Annotated in this window: 18 protein-coding genes; 13 read left to right on the top strand and 5 right to left on the bottom strand. The window is 73.6% G+C overall.

The annotated features are described in order from the left end of the window. The first annotated feature begins 166 nt into the window (after positions 1-166). The 4 genes from ACH4DX_RS24375 to ACH4DX_RS24360 all read left to right on the top strand — a co-directional run bounded on the left by ACH4DX_RS24375 (position 167) and on the right by ACH4DX_RS24360 (position 5,453). On the top strand, positions 167-934 hold the full coding sequence (locus tag ACH4DX_RS24375) for a DUF4142 domain-containing protein (RefSeq protein WP_398116107.1): 768 nt from the start codon (positions 167-169) through the stop codon (positions 932-934). A 266-nt stretch (positions 935-1,200) separates the two neighbouring features. Further along, positions 1,201-2,547, top strand: a complete 1,347-nt coding sequence (locus ACH4DX_RS24370; protein WP_398156677.1) for a DUF692 domain-containing protein — start codon at positions 1,201-1,203, stop codon at positions 2,545-2,547. A gap of 189 nt (positions 2,548-2,736) precedes the next feature. Beyond that, positions 2,737-3,504, top strand: coding sequence for a TIGR04222 domain-containing membrane protein (locus tag ACH4DX_RS24365; RefSeq protein WP_398156676.1), 768 nt, complete (start codon positions 2,737-2,739; stop codon positions 3,502-3,504). 290 nt (positions 3,505-3,794) lie between these two features. Further along, the gene (locus tag ACH4DX_RS24360) at positions 3,795-5,453 is read left to right on the top strand and encodes an alpha/beta hydrolase (protein WP_398156986.1); all 1,659 of its coding nucleotides are present in this window, start codon (positions 3,795-3,797) and stop codon (positions 5,451-5,453) included. Positions 5,454-5,469: 16 nt separating this feature from the next. Here the strand turns inward: ACH4DX_RS24360 and ACH4DX_RS24355 are convergent, their stop codons facing one another. The 3 genes from ACH4DX_RS24355 to hemG all read right to left on the bottom strand — a co-directional run bounded on the left by ACH4DX_RS24355 (position 5,470) and on the right by hemG (position 8,279). Next, entirely contained in the window at positions 5,470-5,853 is a 384-nt protein-coding gene (locus ACH4DX_RS24355; protein ID WP_398156675.1) for an RNHCP domain-containing protein, read from the bottom strand. 187 nt (positions 5,854-6,040) lie between these two features. Then, complete coding sequence (gene hemQ / locus ACH4DX_RS24350) at positions 6,041-6,760, bottom strand: hydrogen peroxide-dependent heme synthase (RefSeq protein ID WP_398115581.1); 720 nt, start codon at positions 6,758-6,760, stop codon at positions 6,041-6,043. A gap of 4 nt (positions 6,761-6,764) precedes the next feature. Further along, positions 6,765-8,279, bottom strand: a complete 1,515-nt coding sequence (gene hemG / locus ACH4DX_RS24345; RefSeq protein WP_398156674.1) for a protoporphyrinogen oxidase — start codon at positions 8,277-8,279, stop codon at positions 6,765-6,767. A 155-nt stretch (positions 8,280-8,434) separates the two neighbouring features. Here hemG and ACH4DX_RS24340 point away from each other — a divergent pair, with 155 nt between their 5' ends. The 3 genes from ACH4DX_RS24340 to ACH4DX_RS24330 all read left to right on the top strand — a co-directional run bounded on the left by ACH4DX_RS24340 (position 8,435) and on the right by ACH4DX_RS24330 (position 12,431). After that, complete coding sequence (locus ACH4DX_RS24340; RefSeq protein ID WP_398156673.1) at positions 8,435-9,568, top strand: DUF4349 domain-containing protein; 1,134 nt, start codon at positions 8,435-8,437, stop codon at positions 9,566-9,568. Between the two features lie 86 nt (positions 9,569-9,654). Then, the gene (locus ACH4DX_RS24335) at positions 9,655-11,043 is read left to right on the top strand and encodes an FAD-dependent oxidoreductase (protein ID WP_398156672.1); all 1,389 of its coding nucleotides are present in this window, start codon (positions 9,655-9,657) and stop codon (positions 11,041-11,043) included. Between the two features lie 488 nt (positions 11,044-11,531). Next, positions 11,532-12,431, top strand: a complete 900-nt coding sequence (locus tag ACH4DX_RS24330; protein WP_398156671.1) for an NAD-dependent epimerase/dehydratase family protein — start codon at positions 11,532-11,534, stop codon at positions 12,429-12,431. Between the two features lie 38 nt (positions 12,432-12,469). Here the strand turns inward: ACH4DX_RS24330 and hemE are convergent, their stop codons facing one another. Then, on the bottom strand, positions 12,470-13,537 hold the full coding sequence (gene hemE, locus ACH4DX_RS24325) for a uroporphyrinogen decarboxylase (protein ID WP_398156670.1): 1,068 nt from the start codon (positions 13,535-13,537) through the stop codon (positions 12,470-12,472). Between the two features lie 561 nt (positions 13,538-14,098). On the opposite strand from hemE, the gene ACH4DX_RS24320 reads away from it, so the two are divergent. The 3 genes from ACH4DX_RS24320 to ACH4DX_RS24310 all read left to right on the top strand — a co-directional run bounded on the left by ACH4DX_RS24320 (position 14,099) and on the right by ACH4DX_RS24310 (position 17,230). Beyond that, positions 14,099-14,755: a DUF3000 domain-containing protein gene (locus ACH4DX_RS24320; RefSeq protein ID WP_398115592.1), complete on the top strand. Its 657-nt coding sequence runs from the start codon at positions 14,099-14,101 to the stop codon at positions 14,753-14,755. 438 nt (positions 14,756-15,193) lie between these two features. Then, complete coding sequence (locus tag ACH4DX_RS24315; RefSeq protein WP_016643199.1) at positions 15,194-15,856, top strand: response regulator transcription factor; 663 nt, start codon at positions 15,194-15,196, stop codon at positions 15,854-15,856. A gap of 78 nt (positions 15,857-15,934) precedes the next feature. Beyond that, positions 15,935-17,230 carry an HRDC domain-containing protein gene (locus tag ACH4DX_RS24310; protein WP_398156669.1) on the top strand — a complete coding sequence of 432 codons (1,296 nt, stop codon included), beginning with the start codon at positions 15,935-15,937 and terminating at the stop codon, positions 17,228-17,230. A 27-nt stretch (positions 17,231-17,257) separates the two neighbouring features. On the opposite strand, the gene ACH4DX_RS24305 is transcribed toward ACH4DX_RS24310, so the two are convergent. Then, entirely contained in the window at positions 17,258-18,832 is a 1,575-nt protein-coding gene (locus tag ACH4DX_RS24305; RefSeq protein WP_398156668.1) for an MFS transporter, read from the bottom strand. 126 nt (positions 18,833-18,958) lie between these two features. On the opposite strand from ACH4DX_RS24305, the gene ACH4DX_RS24300 reads away from it, so the two are divergent. Genes ACH4DX_RS24300 through ACH4DX_RS24290 form a run of 3 tightly spaced genes read left to right on the top strand, consistent with a single transcriptional unit; the run spans position 18,959 to position 23,360 of the window. Next, positions 18,959-19,945, top strand: coding sequence for a TetR/AcrR family transcriptional regulator C-terminal domain-containing protein (locus ACH4DX_RS24300; RefSeq protein WP_398156667.1), 987 nt, complete (start codon positions 18,959-18,961; stop codon positions 19,943-19,945). Between the two features lie 53 nt (positions 19,946-19,998). Further along, positions 19,999-21,225 (top strand): acetyl-CoA C-acyltransferase, encoded by a 1,227-nt coding sequence (locus ACH4DX_RS24295; protein ID WP_398156666.1) that lies wholly within the window; start codon positions 19,999-20,001, stop codon positions 21,223-21,225. Further along, the gene (locus tag ACH4DX_RS24290) at positions 21,222-23,360 is read left to right on the top strand and encodes a 3-hydroxyacyl-CoA dehydrogenase NAD-binding domain-containing protein (protein WP_398115602.1); all 2,139 of its coding nucleotides are present in this window, start codon (positions 21,222-21,224) and stop codon (positions 23,358-23,360) included. The genes ACH4DX_RS24295 and ACH4DX_RS24290 overlap by 4 nt, the downstream gene beginning before the upstream one ends. Positions 23,361-23,385: the final 25 nt, after the last annotated feature.

Here is a 23,385-nt window from a genome sequence, read left to right as displayed (position 1 = left end):
GATTCCGGGCCACCCCGCCCCCCGCATCGTCCGGCGTGACGCCCGTCACAGAACTTTCACTGTGCTGAACACCGCCCCCGCCCCTCCCGTACCTTCCGGTACCACCAAGCAGCCCGCCCCCCGGCCGGGTTGACGCTCGGGAGGCACCTTGCAGCGCATCAGGCACATCGGGCGCGTGAACGGCACCGCCCTGATCATCGCGGCCCTCGTCGTCACCGTCGGCGCGCTCGCCTTCCCGGTGTGGTCCTACGCCGACCGCTCCGGAACCGGCGAGGCCAACCTCGAAGCCGGGAGCGTCGCCACGCGTTGGGGGCCCCTGTCGGCCACCGACCGCGACTTCCTGGTGAAGGTGCGGCTCGCCGGGCTGTGGGAGATCCCCGCCGGGCAGCAGGCCGTGGAGCGCGCGCCCAGCAAGGCCGTGAAGGACGCGGGCGACCACCTCATCGTCGGCCACACCGACCTCGACCAGCGGGTGCGTGGCGTCTCCTCGCAGCTCGGCGTCGAGCTGCCGAACCAGCCGAGCGACCAGCAGCAGGGCTGGCTGCGGGAGCTGACGGCGGCGACCGGCGAGACGTACCAGCGCAAGTTCGCCAACCTGCTGCGCGTCGCCCACGGCAAGGTCTTCGCCCTCATCGCCCAGGTCCGCGACACCACCCGCAACTCGCTCGTGCGGCAGCTGGCGTCCGACGCCAACCAGACCGTCCTCGACCACATCACGATGCTCGAAGGCACCGGCTACGTCGACTTCGACGCCATCGCGAACGGCTCCGCCGCCACCTCCACCGCGAGCCCGACAGGCCCCCCGGCCCCCGGCCGCGACGCACCCCCCGCCCCCGCACCCGCCAGCCCGACCGGCAACGTCTCAGGCACCTCACGGCCCTCCCCCGGCCTCCCGGGCACCGTCGACACCAGCCGTCCGGAACCTCAAATGTAGCTCTGTAACCGCTGATCGAAGGGTTCGGGGCAGACTGCCGGGGTCATGACTCCCGCTACGGAACGGGCGGGGGCACCGACGGCAGCCACGGAGGGGGAACCATGACCGCACGGGGGACGACGGTACGGGGCACGGCGGGACGAAGCACGACTGAGCACACGCCTGAGCACATAACAGGGCACACGACTGGGCAGGGGGCGACGGCGCAGTCGGCGGGCGGGGGCGTGCAGCCGACGGGCCGGGGCGTGCAGCCGGCGGGCGGAGGCGTGCTGCTGGGGACCGGGATCGGGTGGCGGCCGGAGATCGCGGACGCCATCGAGCGCATGCCCGGCATCGACTGGGTCGAGGCGGTCGCCGAGAACGTCTGCCCCGGCCATCTGCCGGACTCGCTGCTGCGGTTGCGCGAGCGCGGCGTCACGGTCGTGCCGCACGGCGTCGCACTGGGGCTCGGCGGCGCGGACCGCCCGGACCCCGCGCGCCTCACCGCCCTCGCCGAGCGCGCGGAGGCACTCGGTTCGCCGCTGGTCACCGAGCACATCGCGTTCGTCAGGGCCGGGGGCGCGCTCACCGCGTCCAGGACCCTGGAGGCCGGGCATCTGCTTCCGGTGCCGCGCACCAGGGACGCGCTCGCCGTGCTCTGCGAGAACGTCCGCATGGCGCAGGACGCGCTGCCGGTGCCGCTCGCCGTCGAGAACATCGCCGCGCTGATCTCCTGGCCGGACGAGGAGCTGACGGAGGGGCAGTTCCTGTACGAGCTGGTGGAGCGGACCGGCGTACGGCTGCTCGTCGACGTCGCGAATCTGCACACCAACCACGTCAACCGGGGCGAGGACCCCGCCCGCGCCCTGTCCGAACTGCCGGTCGAGGCCATCGCGTACGTCCACGTGGCGGGCGGTTTCGAGCGGGACGGGGTCTGGCACGACAGCCACGCCCACCCGGTGCCGCAGCCCGTGCTCGACATCCTGGCCGACCTCGCCTCGCGCACGCGCCCGCCGGGCGTGCTCCTGGAGCGGGACGAGGACTTCCCCGACGGGGGCGAGCTGGAGCGGGAGCTGGACGCGATCCGGGACACGGTGGCGGGGGCGACGCGGCGCGCCGGGAAGGCGGCCGCCCCCGTCCCCGCCACGGCCTCCGCCGCCGGTGCCGCCACCGCCCCCGTGCCCGTGCCCGCCGCCACCCGTCAGCGGGTGGCGCTGTCCGAGGCCGCCCTGCTCTCCGCGCTCGTCGCGGGCACGCCCGCACCGGAGGGCTTCGACGGGTCCCGGCTGCGGGTGCAGAGCCGGGCGCTGAGCGCCAAGCGTGCGGACGTCGTGGCGAAGGTCGCCCCCGAACTGCCGCGGATCGTCGGACCGACGTACCGCGCGGACTTCGTCGCGTACGCCCGTTCCCGCCCCATGACGGGTGGCTACCGCGAGGACGCGCTGGACTTCGCCGCCCATCTGCTGCTCGGGGGGCACCCCGACAGCTCGGGGGAGCTGCGGACCTGGTGGCTGGAGCGCTCGGGTCCCAAGCCGCCGGGCAGCAGGTTGTTGACGCGCTGGTGGCGGACCCGAACCGCACGCCTCGCCCTGCGCCGGGCCGGGCGCGAGGCCGGGGCGCGGCTCGGGGGCTGAACCGCGGACGTGTCCTCGCGCGCGAGCGGGTGGGGTCCGCGCCCGCACTGCGGACCTGCCCGCGCCCGCACTGCGGACCTGCCAGCGCCCGCGCCGCGGACCCGTCCGCGCCCGCACTGTGGACCGCCGACCGTCCACATCGCGGAATCCCGGTGGCGGCGCCACAGCACCTTCACATAGAAATCCGGCATGTTCTGGGTTCCGTTGCTGCTCCTCGCCTGCGCCCTCACCCTGCTCACGTGCGGTCGGCTGTGCCTGGCGGCGGTGCGTGCCGCCGGTGAGGCCCGGGGGGCGCATCAGGGGCGGCAGCTCACGCTGTACGAGGCGGCGTTCCTGTCGGGCGGGCCCGGCCGGGTCGTCGACGTGGCGCTCCTCTCGATGGCGCGCAGGCGGCGGCTGCTGCTCGCGCACACCGGGTGGGCCACCGTCGTGGACCCGGTGGCCAAGGACGACATGGAGCGGTCCGTGCTGGGGGCGATCGGACCCGCGGGGCAGTCGCGGATAGCCCCGGTGCGCAGGGCCGCCGCGGCCGCCGACGCGGTGCGGGCGCTCGCGGACCGGCTCGTCGCTGCGGGCCTCGCCGTGCCGGACGGGGCCTGGACGGGCATCGCGGGCGCGGCGCGGCAGGTGCGGGCCGCGGCGGTCGCCGTGGTGGCCCTGGGGGCGTGCGCGACGCTGCTGCCCGCGCAGGGAGGCGCGGGACGGGCGCCGGTCGCGGTGTGGTTCGCGCTGCCGTTCCTCCTCACGCTGAGCTGTCTGGCCATCGCCCGGTTCGAGGTGCCGACCACGCGCTGGGCCTCTCCGGCGGGGCAGCGGCTGCTCGGGGCGCTGCCCTCGCGGGACGATCTGACGGCGGTGGCCGTCCGCGGGCTGCGCGCCCTGGAGGACCCGGGACTGCGCGCCGCGCTCTCCCACCGCGACCCGAACCTCGACGGGTACCGCGAGTCGCACCCCTGAGACCCGCCGAGGCCCCCTGAGGCCCATAGGGGTCTTTGCGCCGACATCCGCGAGCCGGTGCTTTACTTCGCCGACCGTCGAACTGAATATCCCTTTGCTGCGGTTTATCCGATTTTATGATCCGGGGGCCGCGGGGCCGCGCCGCGCGAAAGGGACGCAGAACAGCGATGAGAGCACCGAGAACCACCCCGCACGGACCCGTCGGTACAGTCGGACCCGTCCGATCCATCGGTTCCATCGGACCCGTCGGACCCGTCGGACCGGTCCGATCCATCGGATCCTTCGGCGTCATCGGCACTGTCGGAACTGTCGGATCCCTCGTCCTCGGCGCCCTCGCCGCGGCCCCCGCAACCGCCTCCCCCGCCCCCACAACCGCCTCTCCCGTGCCCAGAGCCCCTGCCGCCGGGTTCGGACCCGCGGCCGCCGCCGACCCCGCACCCGCCGTCGAGGCCCTCGGCACCGGTCTCGCCGCCCAGCGCGCCCACGCCGCGGGCATCCGCTTCGGTGCCTGCGCCGAGGCGGAGAACCTGCCGCCGTCCGTGCGCTGCGGCACGGTCACCGTCCCCCTCGACTACGCCCGCCCCGACGGCAAGCAGATCCGGCTCACCGTCAGCCGGGTCGCGGCCGGCCGGGAGGTGGACGGCGAGCGGGTCGACCGGCAGGGCGCCCTGGTCTTCAACCCGGGCGGTCCCGGGGCCTCCGGGATGTACTTCCCGATGGTCGGCCCGATGCCGGAGTGGAAGCGCCTCGCGGCGGCGTACGACCTCGTCGGCTACGCCCCGCGCGGTGTCGGCAGATCCGCCCCCCTGTCCTGCCAGGACCCCGAGCAGTTCACCAAGGCCCCCACCAACTCGCCGACCCACCCCGACGCCTCGTACAAGGCGGAACGCGTCGCGCGGGCGAAGGCGTACGCCCGCGGCTGCGCCCGGCACGCGGGCGCCGACCTGCGTCACTACACCACCGTGAACAACGCCCGTGACCTGGACGTGCTGCGTGCCGCCCTCGGTGAGCGGAAGCTGACGTTCATGGGGGCCTCGTACGGCACCTACTTCGGGGCCGTGTACGCGACGCTGTTCCCCGGGCACGTGCGCCGCATGGTCTTCGACTCGGCCGTCGACCCGGCCCCGGACCGGATCTGGTACGCCAACAACCTCGACCAGTCCCTGGCCTTCGAGCAGCGCTGGGCGGACTTCCGCGCCTGGGTCGCGAAGCACCACGGGACCTACCGTCTGGGCGCGACACCCCGGGCGGTGCAGCGGTCCTACGAGACGGTCCGCGAGCGGCTCACCCGCGAACCGGCGGGCGGCAAGGTCGGCTCGGCGCAGTTGCAGTCGGCGTTCCTGAAGGCCGCGTACTACGACGACTACTGGCCGATGCGGGCCACGGCCCTGTCGCGGTACCTGAAGGGCGACGCCAAGCCGCTCGTCGAGCAGGCCGCGCCGTACCCCGCGGCGGCCGCGGAGGAGGAGAACGGCAACGCCGTCTACACCGCCGTCCAGTGCAACGACGCCCCCTGGCCCACCGACTTCGCCGTCTGGGACCGCGACAACTCGCGGCTCGCCCTCCTCGCGCCCTTCGAGACCTGGGACAACGCCTGGATGAACCTACCGTGCGCGTACTGGTCCGAGCCGCGCCAGGAGCCCGTGGACGTGCGCGCCACCGCGGACGCCCTGCCGCCGACCCTGATCCTGGCCGCCGAGCGGGACGCGGCGACGCCGTACGCGGGCGCTCTGGAACTGCACCGAAGGCTCGCGGGATCGGTCCTGGTCACGGAGCGTGGCGCGGGCACGCACGGCGTCGGGGGCGGCCCCAACGCGTGCGTCAACGACCACCTGGAGGCGTATCTCCTGCGGGGACGGCTCCCCGAGGGGCGTGCGACGTGCGCCCCGCGCCCGGAGCCGCGACCGCTCGTGGGGCCGCGCGCGGCGGCGCGGCCCCACGTCGTGTGACACCTGGACCTTGCCCCTACAGGGCGCCGAGGCGCTCCAGCGGGAACGGCGGCTGCGCCAGCGGGCGCACCGCGAGCCGGGTCAGCGGCAGCGCGTTGTCGTCGCCCGCGGTGCGGTTGGCGTGCAGGACGCCGCAGTGGGTGCAGCGGTGGACGAGGACCCATTCGCCGTCGCCGCGCACGGAGATGGCGAGGGGTTCCATGCGGGCGCCGCAGTCCGCTTCCCGGTCGCCCGGGGTGTCGTCGAGGTGACGGCTCCACAGGCAGTTGGGGCAGTGGTTGCGGTGGTCGGTGCCGGGTGCGGTCATCGACACGTCGAGGCCGCACTGGAGGCAGCGGAAGGACTGGGCGCGTGCCTCAGTGCGCGCCCGCCGGGAGGTGTTGCGTGACCTGGAGGACATGGGAGAGGTGACTCCTGAGCGATGCGGAATGGAATGGGCTCGAGAGATTCCGCAGGGCCCTGGGCATACAACACCGGCTTTCCGTAAGGGGGTTTCCGACGAAAGGACGCGACCTCTCAGCAGAGGTTCGACCTCTCGATGAAACCCCCCGCGCGGCGGGCGCGGCAACCGAATATCGGCTCCCGGCTCAGGCCAGGCCCGCCACCAGGTCCGCCACGGACTTGCGGCGGCCGGTGTAGAACGGCACTTCCTCGCGGACGTGCATACGGGCCTCGGAGGCGCGCAGGTGCCGCATCAGGTCGACGATGCGGTACAGCTCGTCGGCCTCGAAGGCGAGCAGCCACTCGTAGTCGCCGAGGGAGAACGAGGCGACGGTGTTGGCGCGCACGTCGGGGTAGCCGCGGGCCATCTTGCCGTGGTCGGCGAGCATGCGGCGGCGGTCCTCGTCGGGCAGCAGGTACCACTCGTAGGAGCGTACGAAGGGGTACACCGAGACGTAGTTGCGGGGCGTCTCGTCGGCGAGGAACGCCGGGATGTGCGACTTGTTGAACTCGGCGGGGCGGTGCAGCGCCATGTTCGACCACACCGGGTCGAGGGCGCGGCCGAGCCTGGTGCGGCGGAAGAGGTTGTAGGCCTCCTGGAGCTCGTCGGCGGTCTCGGCGTGCCACCAGATCATGACGTCGGCGTCGGCGCGCAGACCGGACACGTCGTAGGTGCCGCGGACGGTGACGTCCCGGGCGGCGAGCTTGTCGAACAGCTCCTGGACCTCGTCCGCGTACCCGGTGCGGTCCTCGGGCAGGACGTCGCGGAGCTTGAAGACGGACCACAGCGTGTAGCGGATGACCTCGTTGAGGTCCTTCGCCTTCTTGCCGGCGTTCGGGATCTTGGCGGAAGCTTCGTCACTCATGGCCCTATTCTCCCGCGCCGCCGTGCAGGCTCTGCACCGGGTCGGCGGTGAGCCGGCGCACTCCGGAGAGGTCTCCCGCCAGCTGGTCGACGGCCGCGTGCGCTCCGGCGACGCAGGCCGGGATGCCCACTCCGTCGTACGCCGCTCCGCAGATCACGAGGCCCGGCATCCGCGCCACGTGCTCCCGGACGCGGGCCACGCGCGCGTGGTGGCCGACCGGGTACTGCGGCAGGCCCTCGTGCCAGCGGGTGACGGCCGACTCGACGGGGGCGGCGGCGAGGCCGGTGGCGGTGCGCAGGTCCTGCCGCGCGATGTCGACCAGCTCGGCGTCGGGGCGGCCGATGTCCTTCTCGTCGCCGTGGCGGCCCACGGAGGCGCGCAGCACGAACAGGTCCGGGTCCTGGTCGGCGATCCAGCCCCACTTCTGGGTGGCGAAGGTGGCGGCCTTGATGGTGCGTCCGTCCACGGGCGGCACCAGGAACCCGCTGCCCGCGGGCAGCGCGGCCGCGTCGGCACGCCGGTAGGCGAGGGTGATCAGGGCCATGGAGGCGTACTCGACGGCGCGCAGCTCGGCGGCGGCCGCGGGCACCTCGTGGTCGAGGAGCCGGGCGGCCGCGGGCGCGGGCAGCGCGAGGACGACGGCGTCGGCGCGCTCGATGTGTCCTTCGCCCCCGCCGCCGTGGCCGTTCCGGCCGCCGACCCGTACCTCCCAGCCCTCGGCGGTACGGCGCAGGCCGTGCACGGGGCTGTCGAGCACGATCCGCCCGCCGTGTGCCCGTACGGCGTCCGCGACGGCGAGCGGGAGGGTGCCGACGCCGCCGTCGATGCCCATGAACACCGGACCGGTCTGCTGGTGCTGTGCCGCGCGGGCCTGGAGGGCGCGGACGCCTTCGGTGAGGGAGGTGTGGCTGCGGGCGGCCTCGAAGAGCTGGGGTACGGCCGAGCGCATCGAGATGCGGTAGGCGTCGCCCGCGTACACCCCGCCGAGCAGGGGTTCCACCATCCGGTCGACGACCTCGCGGCCGACGCGCCGTGCGACGTACTCACCGACCGCGACGTCGTCGCCGACCTCCGTGGGCGGCAGCTCGCGGTCCTGTTCGATACGGCGGAGCCCGTCCTCGGAGAGGATGCCCGCGAGGGCGGCGGCGTCACCGGGTACGCCCATGACGGTGCCCTTGGGCAGGGGCCGCAGCGCGTCCCGGGTCCACAGGGCGGCACCCGCGGTGGCGGGCGGCTGCAACCGGTCGGCGAGGCCCACCGCACGTGCCAGGGCGACGGCCTCCGGCCTGCGGGCGAGCATCGACTCGGCGCCGAGGTCGACGCGGACGCCGGCGATCTCACCGGCGTGCAGCTTCCCGCCGAGCCGCGCGGAGGCCTCGTACAGGGTGACGCGCGCGCCGGTGCCGAGCAGGCGGTGCGCGGCGGCGAGTCCCGCGATGCCTCCGCCGATGACCACGACGTGCCCATGGCCCGTGCCGAGGCCGTTGTCCGTACCGGTGTGACCGTCCGCTGCGCGCATGCCCCCACTCTCTCAAACACCCCCGGCCCCTCCGGCACCCGGGCGAGTCCGCTCCGTGACCCCGCCGGGACCGGTTCGGGACCTCGGGGGTCGAACTCGCGGAGGCACCCCGGCGTCGTAGGAGCACCTTCACCACGACCCTCGGGGGTACGCCGATGCACACGTCAAGGACGCCTGGTACGTCCAGGGCACCCGGTACGCCCAGGACACCCGGTACGTCGAAACCCTCCGGCGGGCCGTGGCGCCGGTGGGCCACCGCGCCCGCCGCCCTGCTGCTCGCGCTCGTGCTCGCCGGGTGCGGTGGCGCGGGCGACGACGACACGGCCCGCGGCGGGAACGACAAAGGCGCGGCGGCACGCCAGGACACCGGGAAGAAAGCCGCCGGGCTCGACGGCGGGCAGGCGGACCGGGGGCGTGGTCGCGCCGGGGACACCGGTCCCGCCGGGGGGCGCGAGGGCGGCAGGGCGCGCGGGCCCGGGGGCGTCGCGCGGCCCGCGGACAGCCACGTCGTCCGCTCCGCGTCCCTGACGGTGCGCGTCAAGGACGTGCCGCGCGCCCTGGACCGGGCGCGCGCGGTGGCCGAGGGCGCGGGCGGCCTGGTGGGCGAGGAGTCCACGGACCGCGACCGGAACGGCGACGACCGCTCGCGCGTCGTCCTGCGGGTCCCGCAGGACCGCTACGGCCAGGTCCTCTCCGCACTCGCGGGCACGGGCCGCCTCGTCAGCCGCTCCGCGAGGGCGGAGGACGTCACCGAGCAGGTCGTGGACGTCGAGAGCCGGATCAGGACGCAGCGGGCGAGCGTGGCGCGGGTGCGGGCGCTGATGGACAGGGCCGCGAAGATCGGCGACATCGTGTCCCTGGAGGGCGAGCTGAGCAGCCGCCAGTCGGACCTGGAGTCCCTGCTCGCCCAGCAGGCCTCGCTGAAGGACCGCACCACGATGGCGACCATCACGCTCGCGCTCACCGAGACGCCGCGGTCGTCCGCGGCGGACGGCGGCGGTGACGGCACGTCCTTCACCGACGCGCTGTCCGGAGGGTGGGGCGCGTTCGTCACGGTCCTGAGGTGGGTGGCGGTCGCCCTGGCGGCGGCCCTGCCGTTCGCGGCGGTCGCGGCGCTGCTCGGGCTGCTGTGGCTGCGGGTGGCACGGCCCCGCATCGCGCGGCGGGGGGCCGCGGGGCCCGCGAGGTTCCAGGGGCCCGCGGCCGGGCCTCCCGCCGGGCCCGGCGGGCCGGAGGCCCCACGCGGCCCCGGAACCCCGGACACCCCAGCCGCGCCTGACGGTACGTGAGGTGCGCCCGGGCAGGACAGGGCTTCCGGTGCCGTGCCGGGGGGCGGCACCGGAAGCCCGTGCGACCTGCCCCGTAGCGTGTGCGTATGAGTGAACGACTGGTGATCATCGGAGGGGACGCTGCCGGGATGTCGGCCGCCTCCCAGGCGCGCAGGCTCAAGGACCCGCAGGAGCTGGAGATCGTGGCGTTCGAGCGGGGGAACTTCACCTCGTTCTCGGCCTGCGGCATCCCCTACTGGGTGGCCGGTGACGTGGCCGAGCGGGACGCGCTGGTCGCGCGGACGCCGCAGGAGCACCGAAAGCGCGACATCGACCTGCGGATGCGCACCGAGGTCCTGGAGATCGACCCGCGGGAGCGCCGGGTGCGCGCGCGGGACCTCGCGTCGGGCGCCGAGGAGTGGACGTCGTACGACAAGCTCGTGATCGCCACCGGCGCCCGGCCGCTGCGCCCGGACCTGCCCGGCATCGACGCGCCGGGCGTGCACGGCGTGCAGACCCTCGACGACGGCCAGGCGCTCCTGGACACGCTCGGTGACACGGAGGGGCGCAGGGCGGTGGTGGTCGGCGCCGGTTACATCGGCGTGGAGATGGCGGAGGCCCTGCTGCGGCGCGGCTACGAGGTCACGGTCGTCAACCGCGGCGAGGAGCCGATGGCCACCCTCGACCCGGACATGGGCCGCCTGGTGCACGAGGCGATGACCGGCATGGGCATCACGATGGTCAACGACACCGAGGTCACCGCGATCCGCACCGGGGACGACGGCAGGGCGCGCGCGGTGGCCGCGGGCGACGACGAGTTCCCCGCGGACGTGGTGGTGCTCGGCATGGGCGTGGTCCCCGAGACGGAGCTGGCCCGCGTCGCGGGGCTGCCGCTCGGTGACCACGGCGGGCTGCTCACGGACCTCTCGATGCGGGTGCGCGGCCCTGTCGCGGGCGGGGCGATCTGGGCGGGCGGCGACTGCGTGGAGGTCCTCGACCTGGTGTCGGGCCGCGAGCGGCACATCGCGCTCGGCACGCACGCCAACAAGCACGGGCAGGTCATCGGCTCGAACGTGGGCGGTGGCTACGCGACGTTCCCCGGTGTCGTCGGTACGGCCGTGAGCAAGGTGTGCGACCTGGAGATCGCCCGGACGGGCCTGCGGGAGAAGGACGCGCGCTCGGCGGGGTTGCAGTACGAGGCGGTGACCATCGAGTCGACGAGCCGCGCAGGATACTTCCCCGGAGCGGCCACGATGACGGTGAAGATGCTCGCCGAACGCCGCACGGGCCGTCTCCTCGGCACCCAGATCGTGGGCCGCGAGGGCGCGGGCAAGCGGGTCGACGTGGCGGCCGTCGCGCTCACCGCCCGGATGACGGTGGAGCAGATGACCGCCCTCGACCTGGGCTACGCGCCGCCGTTCTCGCCCGTGTGGGACCCGGTCCTGGTGGCCGCGCGCAAGGCGGTGGCGGCGGTACGGGCGGGCTCCGGCGCGTAGGGCCCCTCGGGGCCGGGGTCGGCGGGGCGCACAATACCCCGCGAGGGGCGGGTGGGCGCGCGCGAACCCAGCGGAAGGCGCCCGGGCGCGCGAACCCCGCGAGGGACGGGTGAGGCGCGGCGCCCGGAGTGCGGCCTGAACTGCCGTGCCCCCGGCCTCCCCGGCAGACACCGGGTGTGCAGGTCAGAACGCGCTTTCCCTCCGTCCCGGGGTTCCGGCGAGGCGGAGGGGAAGCGCTGCGGCGTGGCTGATTCCGGCCCCTTACGGACCCGCTGCCGGAGGCGTGCGGCGCGAGGGCGTACACCCCTATGCATGCACGTGTAAGCGCTCCGCTCACCCCCACACCCCATGTCACACCTCTCCATTGATCCCAGCTCTTTTCCGCCAGTTTTCACAGAATCAGCACAGGCCTCACCTTCTGCACGCACCATGTGACGCATCGGAGCGTGACGGACAGGACCGTCAGCTGAGCGAGGGAGCGTGACGGAGTGCGGATACTCGTCCTGGGCTCTACCGGATACCTGGGCGGGCACATCGCCGAGCGGCTGCGCGCCCTGCCGGGCACACAGGTGCTCACCGGCGGCCGTGCCCCTGACTCCGACGTGCGCTTCGACCTGGCCACCGACCCGCAGGGCGGCCTCGCGGACGCCCTCGCGGCGGTCGCACCGGACGCGGTCGTCAACTGCGCGGGGGTGGTCGGCGGCAGCGTCCTGACCCTCGCGGAGGTCAACGCCCGCGGCCCGGCCGCCCTGTGCGCGGCGATGCGGGCCGCCGCGCCGGGCGCGCGCCTGGTGCACCTGGGCTCCGCGGCCGAGTACGGGCCGTGCCGCGGCAGGGAGCGGACACCGGAGGACGCCCCGGCCCGGCCGCCGGCCCCGTACGGCGCGACCAAGCTCGCGGGGACCCTCGCCGTCACGGCGTCGGGCCTCGACGCGGTCGTCCTGCGGGTGACGAACCCGGTCGGCGCGGGCGCGACCTCCGCGGGCCTGCCGGGCAGGCTCGCCGCCGAGCTGCGGCACGCCACCGCGCACTCCCCGCACGGCACGATCCGCGTCGGCGACCTGTCGGTCCAGCGCGACTTCGTCGACGTGCGCGACGTGGCCCGCGCGGCGGCCCTGGCGGTGACGGCTCCCGGCCCGCTCCCCCCGGTGCTCAACATCGGCAGCGGCCGGGCGATACCGGTGCGCGACCTGGCGCACGGCCTGGTCCGCACGGCGGGCTTCCTCGGCCGCCTGGAGGAATCCCCCGGCTCCGGCCGCTCGGCGGCGGTCCCCTGGCAGTGCGCGGACATCACCGCGGCGGCCCGCGAACTGCGCTGGCACCCCGAGCACACCCTTGCGGAGTCGCTGACGGAGCTGTGGGAAGCGGCGGTGCTCGTACCGCTGTAGGCGCGTCCGGGTCCGGCGGGGGGTGCCCCCGCCCGGCCTCAGGAAGCGGTACGCGTGTGGACGTACTCCACGAGCCGGGTCAGTGCGTCCGGGTCGGTGGTGGGCAGCACGCCGTGGCCGAGGTTGAAGATGTGCCCGTCGAGGCCCGCCGCCGCGGCGAGCACGTCGTCGGCCTTCGCCTCGACCGCCTCGCGCGAGGCGAAGAGCACGGCCGGGTCGATGTTGCCCTGGAGCGCCCTGCCGGGCCCGACCCGCCGGGCGGCCTCGTCGAGCGGCACCCGCCAGTCCACGCCGACCACGTCGGCCCCGGCCTCGCCGAGGAGCCCGAGCAGTTCTCCGGTGCCGACGCCGAAGTGGATGCGCGGCACCCCGTACCCGGAGACGGCGTCGAAGACCTTGCGGGACGCGGGCATCACGGAGCGGCGGTAGTCGGCGGGGGCGAGCGCGCCGACCCAGGAGTCGAAGAGCTGCACGGCACTGGCGCCGGCCTCGATCTGCACCTTCAGGAAAGCGCCGGTGATCTCCGCGAGCCGGTCCACGAGGTCGGCCCACAGCTGCGGGTCGCCGTACATCATGGCCTTGGTGTGCTCGTGATTGCGGCTCGGACCGCCCTCGACGAGGTAGCTCGCCAGGGTGAAGGGGGCGCCCGCGAATCCGATGAGCGGCGTCTCGCCCAGCTCCCGGGTGAGCATGCCGATGGCCTCGGTGACGTACGGGACGTCCTCCGGCGTCAGGTCCCGCAGCCGCGCGAGGTCCGCGCGGGTGCGGACCGGCTGCTCCACGACGGGACCGACGCCCGGCTTGATGTCGAGGTCGATGCCGATGGCCTTGAGCGGTACGACGATGTCGCTGAAGTAGATCGCGGCGTCCACGCCGTGGCGGCGCACCGGCTGCAACGTGATCTCCGTGACCAGCTCCGGCATCATGCAGGACTCCAGCATGGCGGTGCCCGCACGGACCTTGCGGTACTCGGGCAGTGAGCGCCCTGCCTGCCGCATGAACCAGACCGGCGTGTGCGGCACGGGCTCGCGCCTGCACGCCTTCAGGAAGGCGGAGTCGTACGTCGCTGCGGTCTGCTGGCCGACGGCCTCGTCATTGACACTCACCCCCAAAGTCTCGCACGCCCCCACCCCCCCAAACCCCCGGGACCACCAATCCCCACCCGACACCCAAGCCCGACCCCCAAGAACGAACCGGCAGCGCAGCACCAGCCCGCCCGACACCCGAGAACGAACGCGCAGCGCACTCTCAGCCCGCCCGACACCCAAGAACGAACCGGCAGCTCAGCACCAGCCCGCCCGACACCCAAGAACGAACCCGCAGCGCACTCTCAACCCGCCCGGCACCCAAGAACGAACCCGCAGCGCAGCACCAGCCCGTCCGGCACCCAAGAACGAACCGGCAGCGCAGTATCAGCCCGTCCGGCGTTTGAGGACGAGCGCGCAGCGCGACAAACCCACCACCCACCCGAGGACGAACGCGCAGCGCACCACAAGCCCGTCCGGCGCTTGAGGACGAGCGCGCAGCGCGACAGCCCCCCACCCCGCCCCCCCCCAGAAAGTCTCACCCCCCACACCCCACCCCCACAGGGTCAAGGGAAGAGCGAAGCGCGCCCCGAAAGGGGCGCCTCCCTGCACGGAGGCGCCGTTCCCCTTAACCTTCCCCGCATGGCTGCGGCTCAAGAACAACGGTCGGACGGCGCCGACGAGATGGACGGCGCACAGGGGGTGGCGGACACCGGCCCGCCACCGTTTCGCGCTGCGGTCGACGCACTGCGCGGGGCACGGCTGCGGCCGCAGATCGAGATCGATCCGACCCCGCCCCCCAAACGCCTCGCCCCGTACGCGTACGCACTGGAGGCGGCCGTCGTCGAGGACGACGAGGACCTGGCGGACGGAAGGCTCGTGCTGCTGCACGATCCGGCGGGGCACGACGCCTGGAAGGGGACGTTCCGCCTGGTGACCCTGGTACGGGCGGAGCTGGAGCCGGAGATGGCGGCGGACCCGCTCCTTCCGGAGGTGTGCTGGTCCTGGCTGACCGGGGCGCTGGGGGCCAGGGGCCTGGCGTGCGGGGAGCCGAGCGGCACGGTGACGAGGGCGGGCTCGCACTACTTCGGCGGCCTCGCCGAGCGCCCGCCCGCCTCCCAGATCGAGATCCGCGCGTCGTGGACGCCGCGCGAGGCGGCCGGCGGGGTACCGGACACCGGGGCGCACCTGGTGGCGTGGTGCGACCTGCTGTGCCAGATCGCGGGACTGCCCCCGGCCGCGGCGGCCGACGGCTCCGTGGTGTCACTGCCGCAGCGACGCGGCCCACGCCCCGCGTAAGGACCCGGCACGCCCCACGCCCCGCGTGAAGACCCGGCACGCCCCACGCCCCGCGCACGCCCCGCCGCCGCACGGCACGCCCCACGCGCGGCACGCCGAGCCACGGCACGGCACGCCCCCCGCACGGCACGCCGTGCCCCGCGCACGGCACGGCAACGACGCGCGCCCCGCAGCAGGGCGCGGGCGCAAAGGTGACCCCCGCGGTTGACGCGGGGGCGCGAACGGCGCGCCGGGCGCGGAGCGATACGCCTGGTGAGAGGTTTTGATCGTCGGATGATCGATCACATGTCCGACTCGTCCGAATTGTTACTCACCAAATCGTGATCATTCCCTAAAGGCGGGTGGCTTTGGTGCCGAAGAGGTTTGTGACCTTGAAAAGCACGGTTCGTCCCGGCTTCATCCCCGCGCCGGTTCCGTTCCGCCACCCCAGGAGGCCTGGTGTCCGTTCTTCTCGAGCAGCCCGCAAGCCTGGTCGCCTACCGCCCGAACAAGCCGACCGCCATGGTCGTCGTGGCCGACCCCCGCGTCCGCTCCACCGTGACCCGCCACCTGTGGGCCCTCGGTGTACGTGACGTCATCGAGGCCTCGTCCATCGCGGAGGCTCGTCCCCGCATCGGCAACCCCCGCGACATCTGCGTCGCCGACGTCCATCTGCCCGACGGCTCCGGCCTGACCCTCCTGTCCGAGACCCGTGCCGCGGGCTGGCCCAACGGACTCGCGCTCTCCGCCGCCGATGACATCGGCGCCGTGCGCAACGCCCTCGCGGGCGGCGTCAAGGGCTACGTCGTCACCGGCACCCGAACCAATGTGGGGCTCCCCACCCGCCCCGGCGCCGCCCCCATCGGCTCCGCCGCCGCCCGTATGCACCGGCGCCCGCCGGGCACCCCGAGCCACCCGGGCGGCTACCGCGAGCTGTCGGGCCGCGAGGTGGAAGTGCTCCGCCTGGTGGCCGAGGGCCAGTCCAACAAGGCCATCGGAGTCTCGATGGGCCTGTCCGCGTTGACCGTAAAGAGCCACCTCGCCCGCATCGCACGCAAGCTCGGCACCGGCGACCGCGCGGGAATGGTCGCGGTGGCCCTGCGCACGGGCATCATCCACTGACTGATTCACACCCCCTCGCCGCCCGTCGACGTAACGTTCCGTCGACGGGCGCCGTGCGTTCACAGATACCCTTGACAGGTGACCGACGCCCAAGAGACCGCAGCAGACAGCTCACTGCGAACCACCGGAGGCGCTCCTCCGGACGAAGGCGTCGCCGGCGTCTCCGTCGAAGGGACACCCACCCCTCTCCTAGAACCGCGTGACGGCATTCCGCCCGTCGTGGCGGACCCTGATGCCCTCGCGCAGGTCATCGCGGCATTTGCCGCCGGTACGGGACCGGTGGCCGTGGACGCCGAGCGCGCCTCCGGCTACCGCTACGGACAGCGCGCGTATCTCGTCCAGCTCCGCCGCGAGGGCGCGGGCTCCGCACTGATCGACCCGGTCGCCTGCCCCGACCTCTCCGGGCTCGGCGAGGCGCTCGCCGGTGCCGAGTGGGTGCTGCACGCGGCGACCCAGGACCTGCCGTGCCTGCGGGAAATAGGCATGGTTCCGTCCGCCGTCTTCGACACCGAGCTCGCCGGGCGGCTCGCCGGGTTCCCCCGGGTCGGCCTCGGCGCGATGGTCGAGAGCGTCCTCGGCTACGTCCTGGAGAAGGGCCACTCCGCGGTCGACTGGTCCACCCGCCCGCTCCCCGAGCCCTGGCTCCGCTACGCCGCGCTCGACGTGGAGCTCCTCGTCGACCTGCGGGACGCCCTGGAGAAGGAGCTGGACCGGCAGGGCAAGCTGGAGTGGGCCCGCGAGGAGTTCGACGCGATCGCGTCCGCGCCGCCCGCGCCGCCCCGCAAGGACCCCTGGCGGCGTACGTCCGGCATGCACAAGGTGCGGCGCAGGCGGCAGATGGCCGTCGTACGGGAGCTGTGGACGGCCCGGGACCGGATCGCCCAGCGGCGGGACGTCTCCCCCGGCAAGGTCCTCAGTGACGGCGCGATCGTGGAGGCTGCCCTCGCCCTCCCCCCGAACGTGCACGCGCTGACCGCGCTGCCCGGCTTCGGGCACCGGATGGGACGGCGTCAGCTGGAGCAGTGGCAGACCGCGGTCGACCGCGCCAGGGCGCTGCCGGACGCGGAGCTGCCGCAGCCCGGGCAGGCGGTGGCGGGGCCGCCGCCGCCCCGGTCGTGGGCCGACCGGGATCCGGCCGCGGCGGCCCGGCTCTCCGCGGCGCGGGCGGCGGTGTCGGCGCTCGCCGAGCGCCTCGGCATGCCGCAGGAGAACCTGATCACCCCGGACACGGTCCGTCGTCTCTGCTGGGAGCCCCCCGCCGACCTCTCCGTCACCTCCGTCGCCTCCGCGCTTGCCGCCTACGGCGCCCGTCCGTGGCAGATCAGCCAGGTCGCACCGGCGCTGGCCACCGCCCTCGCGACGCCCGCGCCGTAGGCGGGGGCCCGGCCCGCCCGGGGGCCCTCAGATGTCGACCTCGCGGCTCTCCAGGCTCCCGGGCCGCGGGGACGCCGGTTTCGCCGGCTGTCGCGTCCTGCCCGCACCCCGCAGCCAGGTGAACGAGAAGAGGGCGGCCGCGGCCATGACGGCGGCCGCGCCGAGGGCCGCGTAGTCCATTCCGTGCGTGAAGGCGTCGCGGGCTGCCGCCGTGACGGCGGCAGCGGTCCCGTGGGGCAGCTCGGCCGCGGCGGCCGTCGCGCCGCCCAGCGTCTCCCGCACGGCTTCGGCCTGCGGCACGCCGGAGAGCGGCACGTCCGCCATGTCCCTGCTGTAGACCGCTGCCCCGATGGACCCGAGGACGGCCATCCCCAGCGCTCCACCGAGCTCCTGGCCCGATTCGAGGACGGCGGCGGCCGACCCCGCCCGCTCTGGCGGTGCCGCGCCGAGGGCGAGTTCGTTGGCGAGGGTCATGGCGGCGACCAGGCCCCCCGCGTAGAGGGAGGCGCCCGCGAGGGTGAACCAGAGCGCCGAATCGGCGCGCACCTGGGTCAGCCAGAGAAACCCGCAGGCCGACAGGACGAAGCCGCCGCCCATCACGTACGCGCGGTCCACGCGCCGTGCGAGCGCGGCCCCCGCCGGGGCCATGACGGCCACGCCCGCGGCGGGCACCAGGCTCCACAGTGCGGCCTCGAACGGGCTCAGGCCGAGGACGGACTGAAGGTACTGGGTGAGGAAGACCGCCATCCCCACGGTGGCGAACATCGCGAGGAGGTTGGCGAACACCGGGCCGCCGAAGGTGCGCCTGCCGAGCAGGGCGACGTCGATCATCGGCTGTGCGAGGTGCCTCTGGCGGCGTGTGAAGACGAGGCCGAGCAGGAGCCCCACGCCGATGGCGAGGGCGGGCAGCGGCTCGTACCCGTGCCGGGCCCACTCCTTGATGCCGTGGATGACCAGGAGCACAGCCCCGAGGGACAGCACCGAGCCGAACAGGTCGAAGCGCTCGCCTCCCGCCGTCTTGAACTCCGGCACCAGGAAGGGCACAAGGACGAGCAGCAGCACCATCGCGGGCAGGTTGATCAGGAAGACCGCGCCCCACCAGAAGTGCTCGAGCAGCAGGCCGCTGACCACCGGCCCCAGCGAGATGCCCGTGGTCATGACGGCGGTCCACAGGGTCACCGCCTTGCCGCGCTGCTGCGCGTCGTGGAAGAGGTTGCGGATCAGGGCGAGGGTCGAGGGCATCAGGGCGGCGCCGCCGAGCCCCAGCAGGGCGCGTACGGCGATGAGGAGGTCGGCGGTGTGCGCGTACGCGGCGGCGACCGAGGCCGCCCCGAAGAGCACCGCTCCGGCGAGCACCAGGGTGCGCCTGCCGATCCGGTCCCCGAGCGCACCCATCGTGATGAGCAGTCCGGCGAGGACGAAGCCGTACATGTCGAGGATCCACAGCTGCTGCGTGGCGCTGGGCTCCAGGTCCTGGCTGACGTAGGGAATCGCGAAGTACAGGACCGAGACGTCCATCGAGACCAGGAGCAGGGGCAGCATGAGGACGCCGAGGGCGGTCCATTCCTTGCGCCCCGCGCGGGGGCCGGGGGTGTTCTCCATGCGCGGCAGGGAACCGCGACCGTGGCGTACACGGCAAACAGGTGTCTAGTGCACCCTGCCCTGCCCGGCCCCTCAGCAGGCATTCTGTGGGCAAACGCACTCTCAGTGCACTAGTACAGTATGGCCATGGTCCTGGAACCGCCCTACCTCCGTATCGCCGGTGACATCCGTCGGCGCATCGCCTCCGGCGAACTCGCGCCCGGCGCCCGCGTCCCCTCCACCCGGCGCATCACCCAGGAGTGGGGCGTCGCGATGGCGACCGCGACGAAGGCGCTCGCCGCCCTGAACCGGGAAGGCCTGGTGCGGGCCGTGCCCGGCGTCGGCACCGTGGTCGCCGACGCCGGGCGGGAACGGCCCCCGGCTCCCCACCACGGCCTCACCCGGGACCGCGTCGTGCGCGCCGCGCTCGCTCTCGTCGACGCCGAAGGGCTCGCCGCGCTCTCCATGCGCCGGGTCGCGACCGACTTCGGCGTCTCCACCATGGCGCTCTACCGCCACGTCCCGAGCAGAAGCGAACTCGTACGGCTGATGTCGGAGGCCGTGTTCGACGGCGAGCCGCAGGGGCCGCGACCGTCCGGCTGGCGGGCGCGCCTCGAACGGGAGGCGCGGTGGCTGTGGGGGCTCTACCGGCGCCACCCCTGGCTGGCACGGACCATGGCCGGACTCACCCGGCCGATGGCCTCGCCCCACGCCATGCGGTACACCGAGCGGGTACTCGGCACCCTCAAGGGCCTCAGCCTGACGCCGGCCCAGACCATCCACATCCACCTCGCCCTCCTCGGCTACGCCCAGGGCGTCGCTGCGGCCGTCGAGCTGGAGTCGCAGGCGCGGCAGGACACCGGCATGACGCCCGAGGAGTGGATGGCCTCCAACGAACCACGCATGGTGACGGTCCAGACGGCCGGGGCCTATCCGCTCCTGTCGACGCTCTTCGAGCAGGAGGAGTTCGAACTCGAACTCGACGAGCTGTTCGCCTTCGGGCTCGCCCGGATGCTGGACGGAGTCACCGCACTCGTCGAGCGGTCCGGAGGCCAGGACCGCCGAGGACGCTCCGGCCCGTGTGACGTGTCCCTCTTTGGGGGGACCCTTGGCCATGTAGTTACCGACAAGTAGCATGACCCGAGGAAGCGCGCCGCAGGCGCACCGCACCCTGGAGGAGAGCCATCGTGCCTCGTACCGTCAGGGACGTCGTCTTCGTCGACGGCGTCCGCACCCCGTTCGGCAAGGCGGGCCCCAAGGGCATCTACCACGAGACCCGTGCCGACGACATGATCGTCAAGGCGATCCGGGAGCTCCTTCGCCGCAACCCGGCCCTGGACCCCGCGAAGATCGACGAGGTCGCGGTGGCCGCGACCACGCAGATCGGCGACCAGGGGCTCACCATCGGCCGCACGGCCGGCATCCTCGCCGGGCTGCCGCAGTCCGTGCCGGGCTACTCGGTGGACCGCATGTGCGCGGGCGCCCTGACGGCCGTCACCACCACCGCGGGCTCCATCGCCTTCGGCGCGTACGACGCCGTGATCGCCGGCGGTGTCGAGCACATGGGCCGCCACCCCATGGGTGAGGGCGTCGACCCCAACCCGCGCTTCGTGAGCGAGAAGCTGGTCGACGAGTCCGCCCTGTTCATGGGCATGACGGCGGAGAACCTGCACGACCGCTACCCCTCCATCACCAAGCGGCGCGCCGACGAGTACGCGGTGCGCTCGCAGGAGAAGGCCGCCAAGGCGTACGCCAACGGCAAGATCCAGCAGGACCTGGTGCCGGTCTCCGTACGCCGCACCAACGAGGAGGCGGGCGAGACCGGCTGGGGGCTCGCCACCCAGGACGAGCCCATGCGTCCGGGCACCACCCTGGAGAACCTCGCGGGCCTGAAGACGCCCTTCCGTACGCACGGCCGGGTCACGGCGGGCAACGCCGCGGGGCTCAACGACGGCGCCACCGCCTCCATCATCGCTTCCGAGGACTTCGCCCGCGAGAACGGCCTGCCCGTAAAGATGCGGCTCGTCTCGTACTCCTTCGCCGGGGTCGAGCCGGAGGTCATGGGCTACGGCCCCATCCCGGCCACCGAGAAGGCCCTCGCCCAGGCGGGCCTGAGCATCGACGACATCGGTCTCTTCGAGATCAACGAGGCCTTCGCCGTCCAGGTGCTCGCCTTCCTTGAGCACTACGGCATCGCCGACGACGACTCCCGCGTCAACCAGTACGGCGGGGCCATCGCCTTCGGCCACCCCCTCGCCTCCTCCGGTGTCCGTCTGATGACGCAGCTTGCGCGCCAGTTCGAGGAGCAGCCCGAGGTCCGCTACGGCCTGACCACCATGTGCGTGGGCTTCGGCATGGGCGCCACGGTCATCTGGGAGAACCCGCACCACAAGGACGCCGGAGGCGACAAGTGAGCACCACCACCGAGCTGCTGAAGGGCGCGGCCGAGCTGTTCCCCGACGAGGTCGTCACCCAGGCGCACGTGCGCCACCTCGACCTGCCCGCGGGCGCGGGGCGCTTCGCCCTCATCACCCTCGACAACGGCTTCGACCACACCAAGCCGACGACCTTCGGCCCGGGCTCGCTCGCGAACCTGGACGCCGCGATCGACCAGGTCGAGAAGGAGGCCGCCGAGGGCACGGTCGTCGGCGTCGGCATCACCGGCAAGCCGTTCATCTTCGCCGTCGGCGCCGACCTCAAGGGCGTCGAGATCCTCAAGCGGCACGAGGACGCGCTGGCCATCGGCAAGGGCGGCCACGACGTCTTCAAGCGGCTCGCCGGGCTCGCCGTGCCGACGTTCGCGTACTACAACGGCGCCGCCATGGGCGGTGGCGTCGAGGTCGGTCTGCACTGCACGTACCGCACCGTGTCGAAGGCACTGCCCGCCTTCTCCCTGCCCGAGGTCTTCCTCGGCCTCGTGCCCGGCTGGGGCGGCTGCACGCTCCTTCCGAACCTGATCGGCGCCGACCGCGCGGTTTCGGTCATCATCGAGAACTCGCTGAACCAGAACAAGCAGCTCAAGGGCAAGCAGGTCTTCGACCTCGGCATCGCGGACGCGCTGTTCGAGGGCGCGGACTTCCTGGAGCAGTCGCTGGTGTGGACGGCGTCCGTCCTGAAGGGCGACGTGAAGGTCGAGCGCCCGGAGATCGACCGCGGCGAGGCCTGGGACGCGGCGGTCGCCCGCGGCCGGGCCGTCGCGGACTCCAAGGTGCACGGCGCGGCCCCGGCCGCGTACCGCGCCCTGGACATCGTCGCCGCCGCGAAGGACGGCGACCTCCAGAAGGGCTTCGACGCCGAGGACACCGCGCTCGCGGACCTCATCATGAGCGGCGAACTGCGCAGCGGCATCTACGCGTTCAACCTCGTCCAGAAGCGCGCCAAGCGCCCCGCGGGCGCCCCGGACAAGAACCTGGCGCGGCCGGTCACCAAGGTCGGCGTCGTGGGCGCCGGTCTGATGGCCTCGCAGCTCGCCCTGCTCTTCCTGCGCCGCCTGGAGGTGCCGGTCGTCCTGACCGACATCGACCAGGAGCGCGTCGACAAGGGCGTCGGCTACGTCCACGCCGAGATCGACAAGCTGCTCCTCAAGGGCCGCGTCGGCCAGGACAAGGCCAACCGCCTGAAGGCACTCGTCTCCGGTGTCCTGGACAAGGCGGAGGGCTTCGCGGACGCGGACTTCGTCATCGAGGCCGTCTTCGAGGAGATCGGCGTCAAGCAGCAGGTGTTCGCGGAGGTGGAGGCGGTCGCCCCGGCGCACGCGATCTTCGCCACGAACACCTCGTCGCTGTCCGTCACGGAGATGGCGTCGAAGCTGAAGCACCCCGAGCGGGTCGTCGGCTTCCACTTCTTCAACCCGGTCGCGATCCTCCCCCTCCTGGAGATCGTGCGCGGCGAGCAGACCGACGACGCCTCGCTGGCCACGGCCTTCGGTGTCGCCAAGAAGCTGAAGAAGACCGCGGTCCTGGTGAAGGACGCCCCGGCGTTCGTCGTGAACCGCATCCTGACCCGCTTCATGGGCGAGATCCAGAACGTCATCGACGAGGGCACCCCGGTGCCGGTGGCCGAGAAGGCCGTCGAGCCGCTCGGCCTGCCGATGTCGCCCCTGGTGCTCCTGGAGCTGGTCGGCCCGGCCATCGGCCTGCACGTCTCCCAGACCCTCAACCGGGCCTTCCCCGACCGCTTCACGGTGTCCCCGAACCTGAAGTCCGTCGTCGATGCGGGCAAGCGCGGCTTCTACTTGCCCTCCGCCGGGACGGGCGCCGAGCCGGAGCTGGACCCGGAGGTCGCCGCGCTCCTGAAGCAGGGCGACTCGGTGCTCACCGAGGAGCAGGTGCGCGCCCGCGTCCTTGACGCCGTCGCCCAGGAGATCGGGCTCATGCTCGACGAGGGTGTCGTCGCCGAGGCGCAGGACATCGACCTGTGCCTGATCACCGGCGCGGGCTGGCCCTTCCACCTGGGCGGCGTCACGCCGTACCTGGACCGTGAGGGCGTCAGCGAGCGCGTCAACGGCAAGCGGTTCCTGGAGCCGGGCGTGGCGAGCGTGCCCGCGTAGGCGCCGCGGTGGGCTCGGGGTGCCC

The sequence above is a fragment of the Streptomyces sp. NPDC017940 genome (assembly GCF_044328435.1).
In the GTDB taxonomy this organism is placed as follows: domain Bacteria; phylum Actinomycetota; class Actinomycetes; order Streptomycetales; family Streptomycetaceae; genus Streptomyces.
Note: the sequence above shows the minus strand (reverse complement) of the source record. Positions and strands in the feature narration are given on the sequence as shown.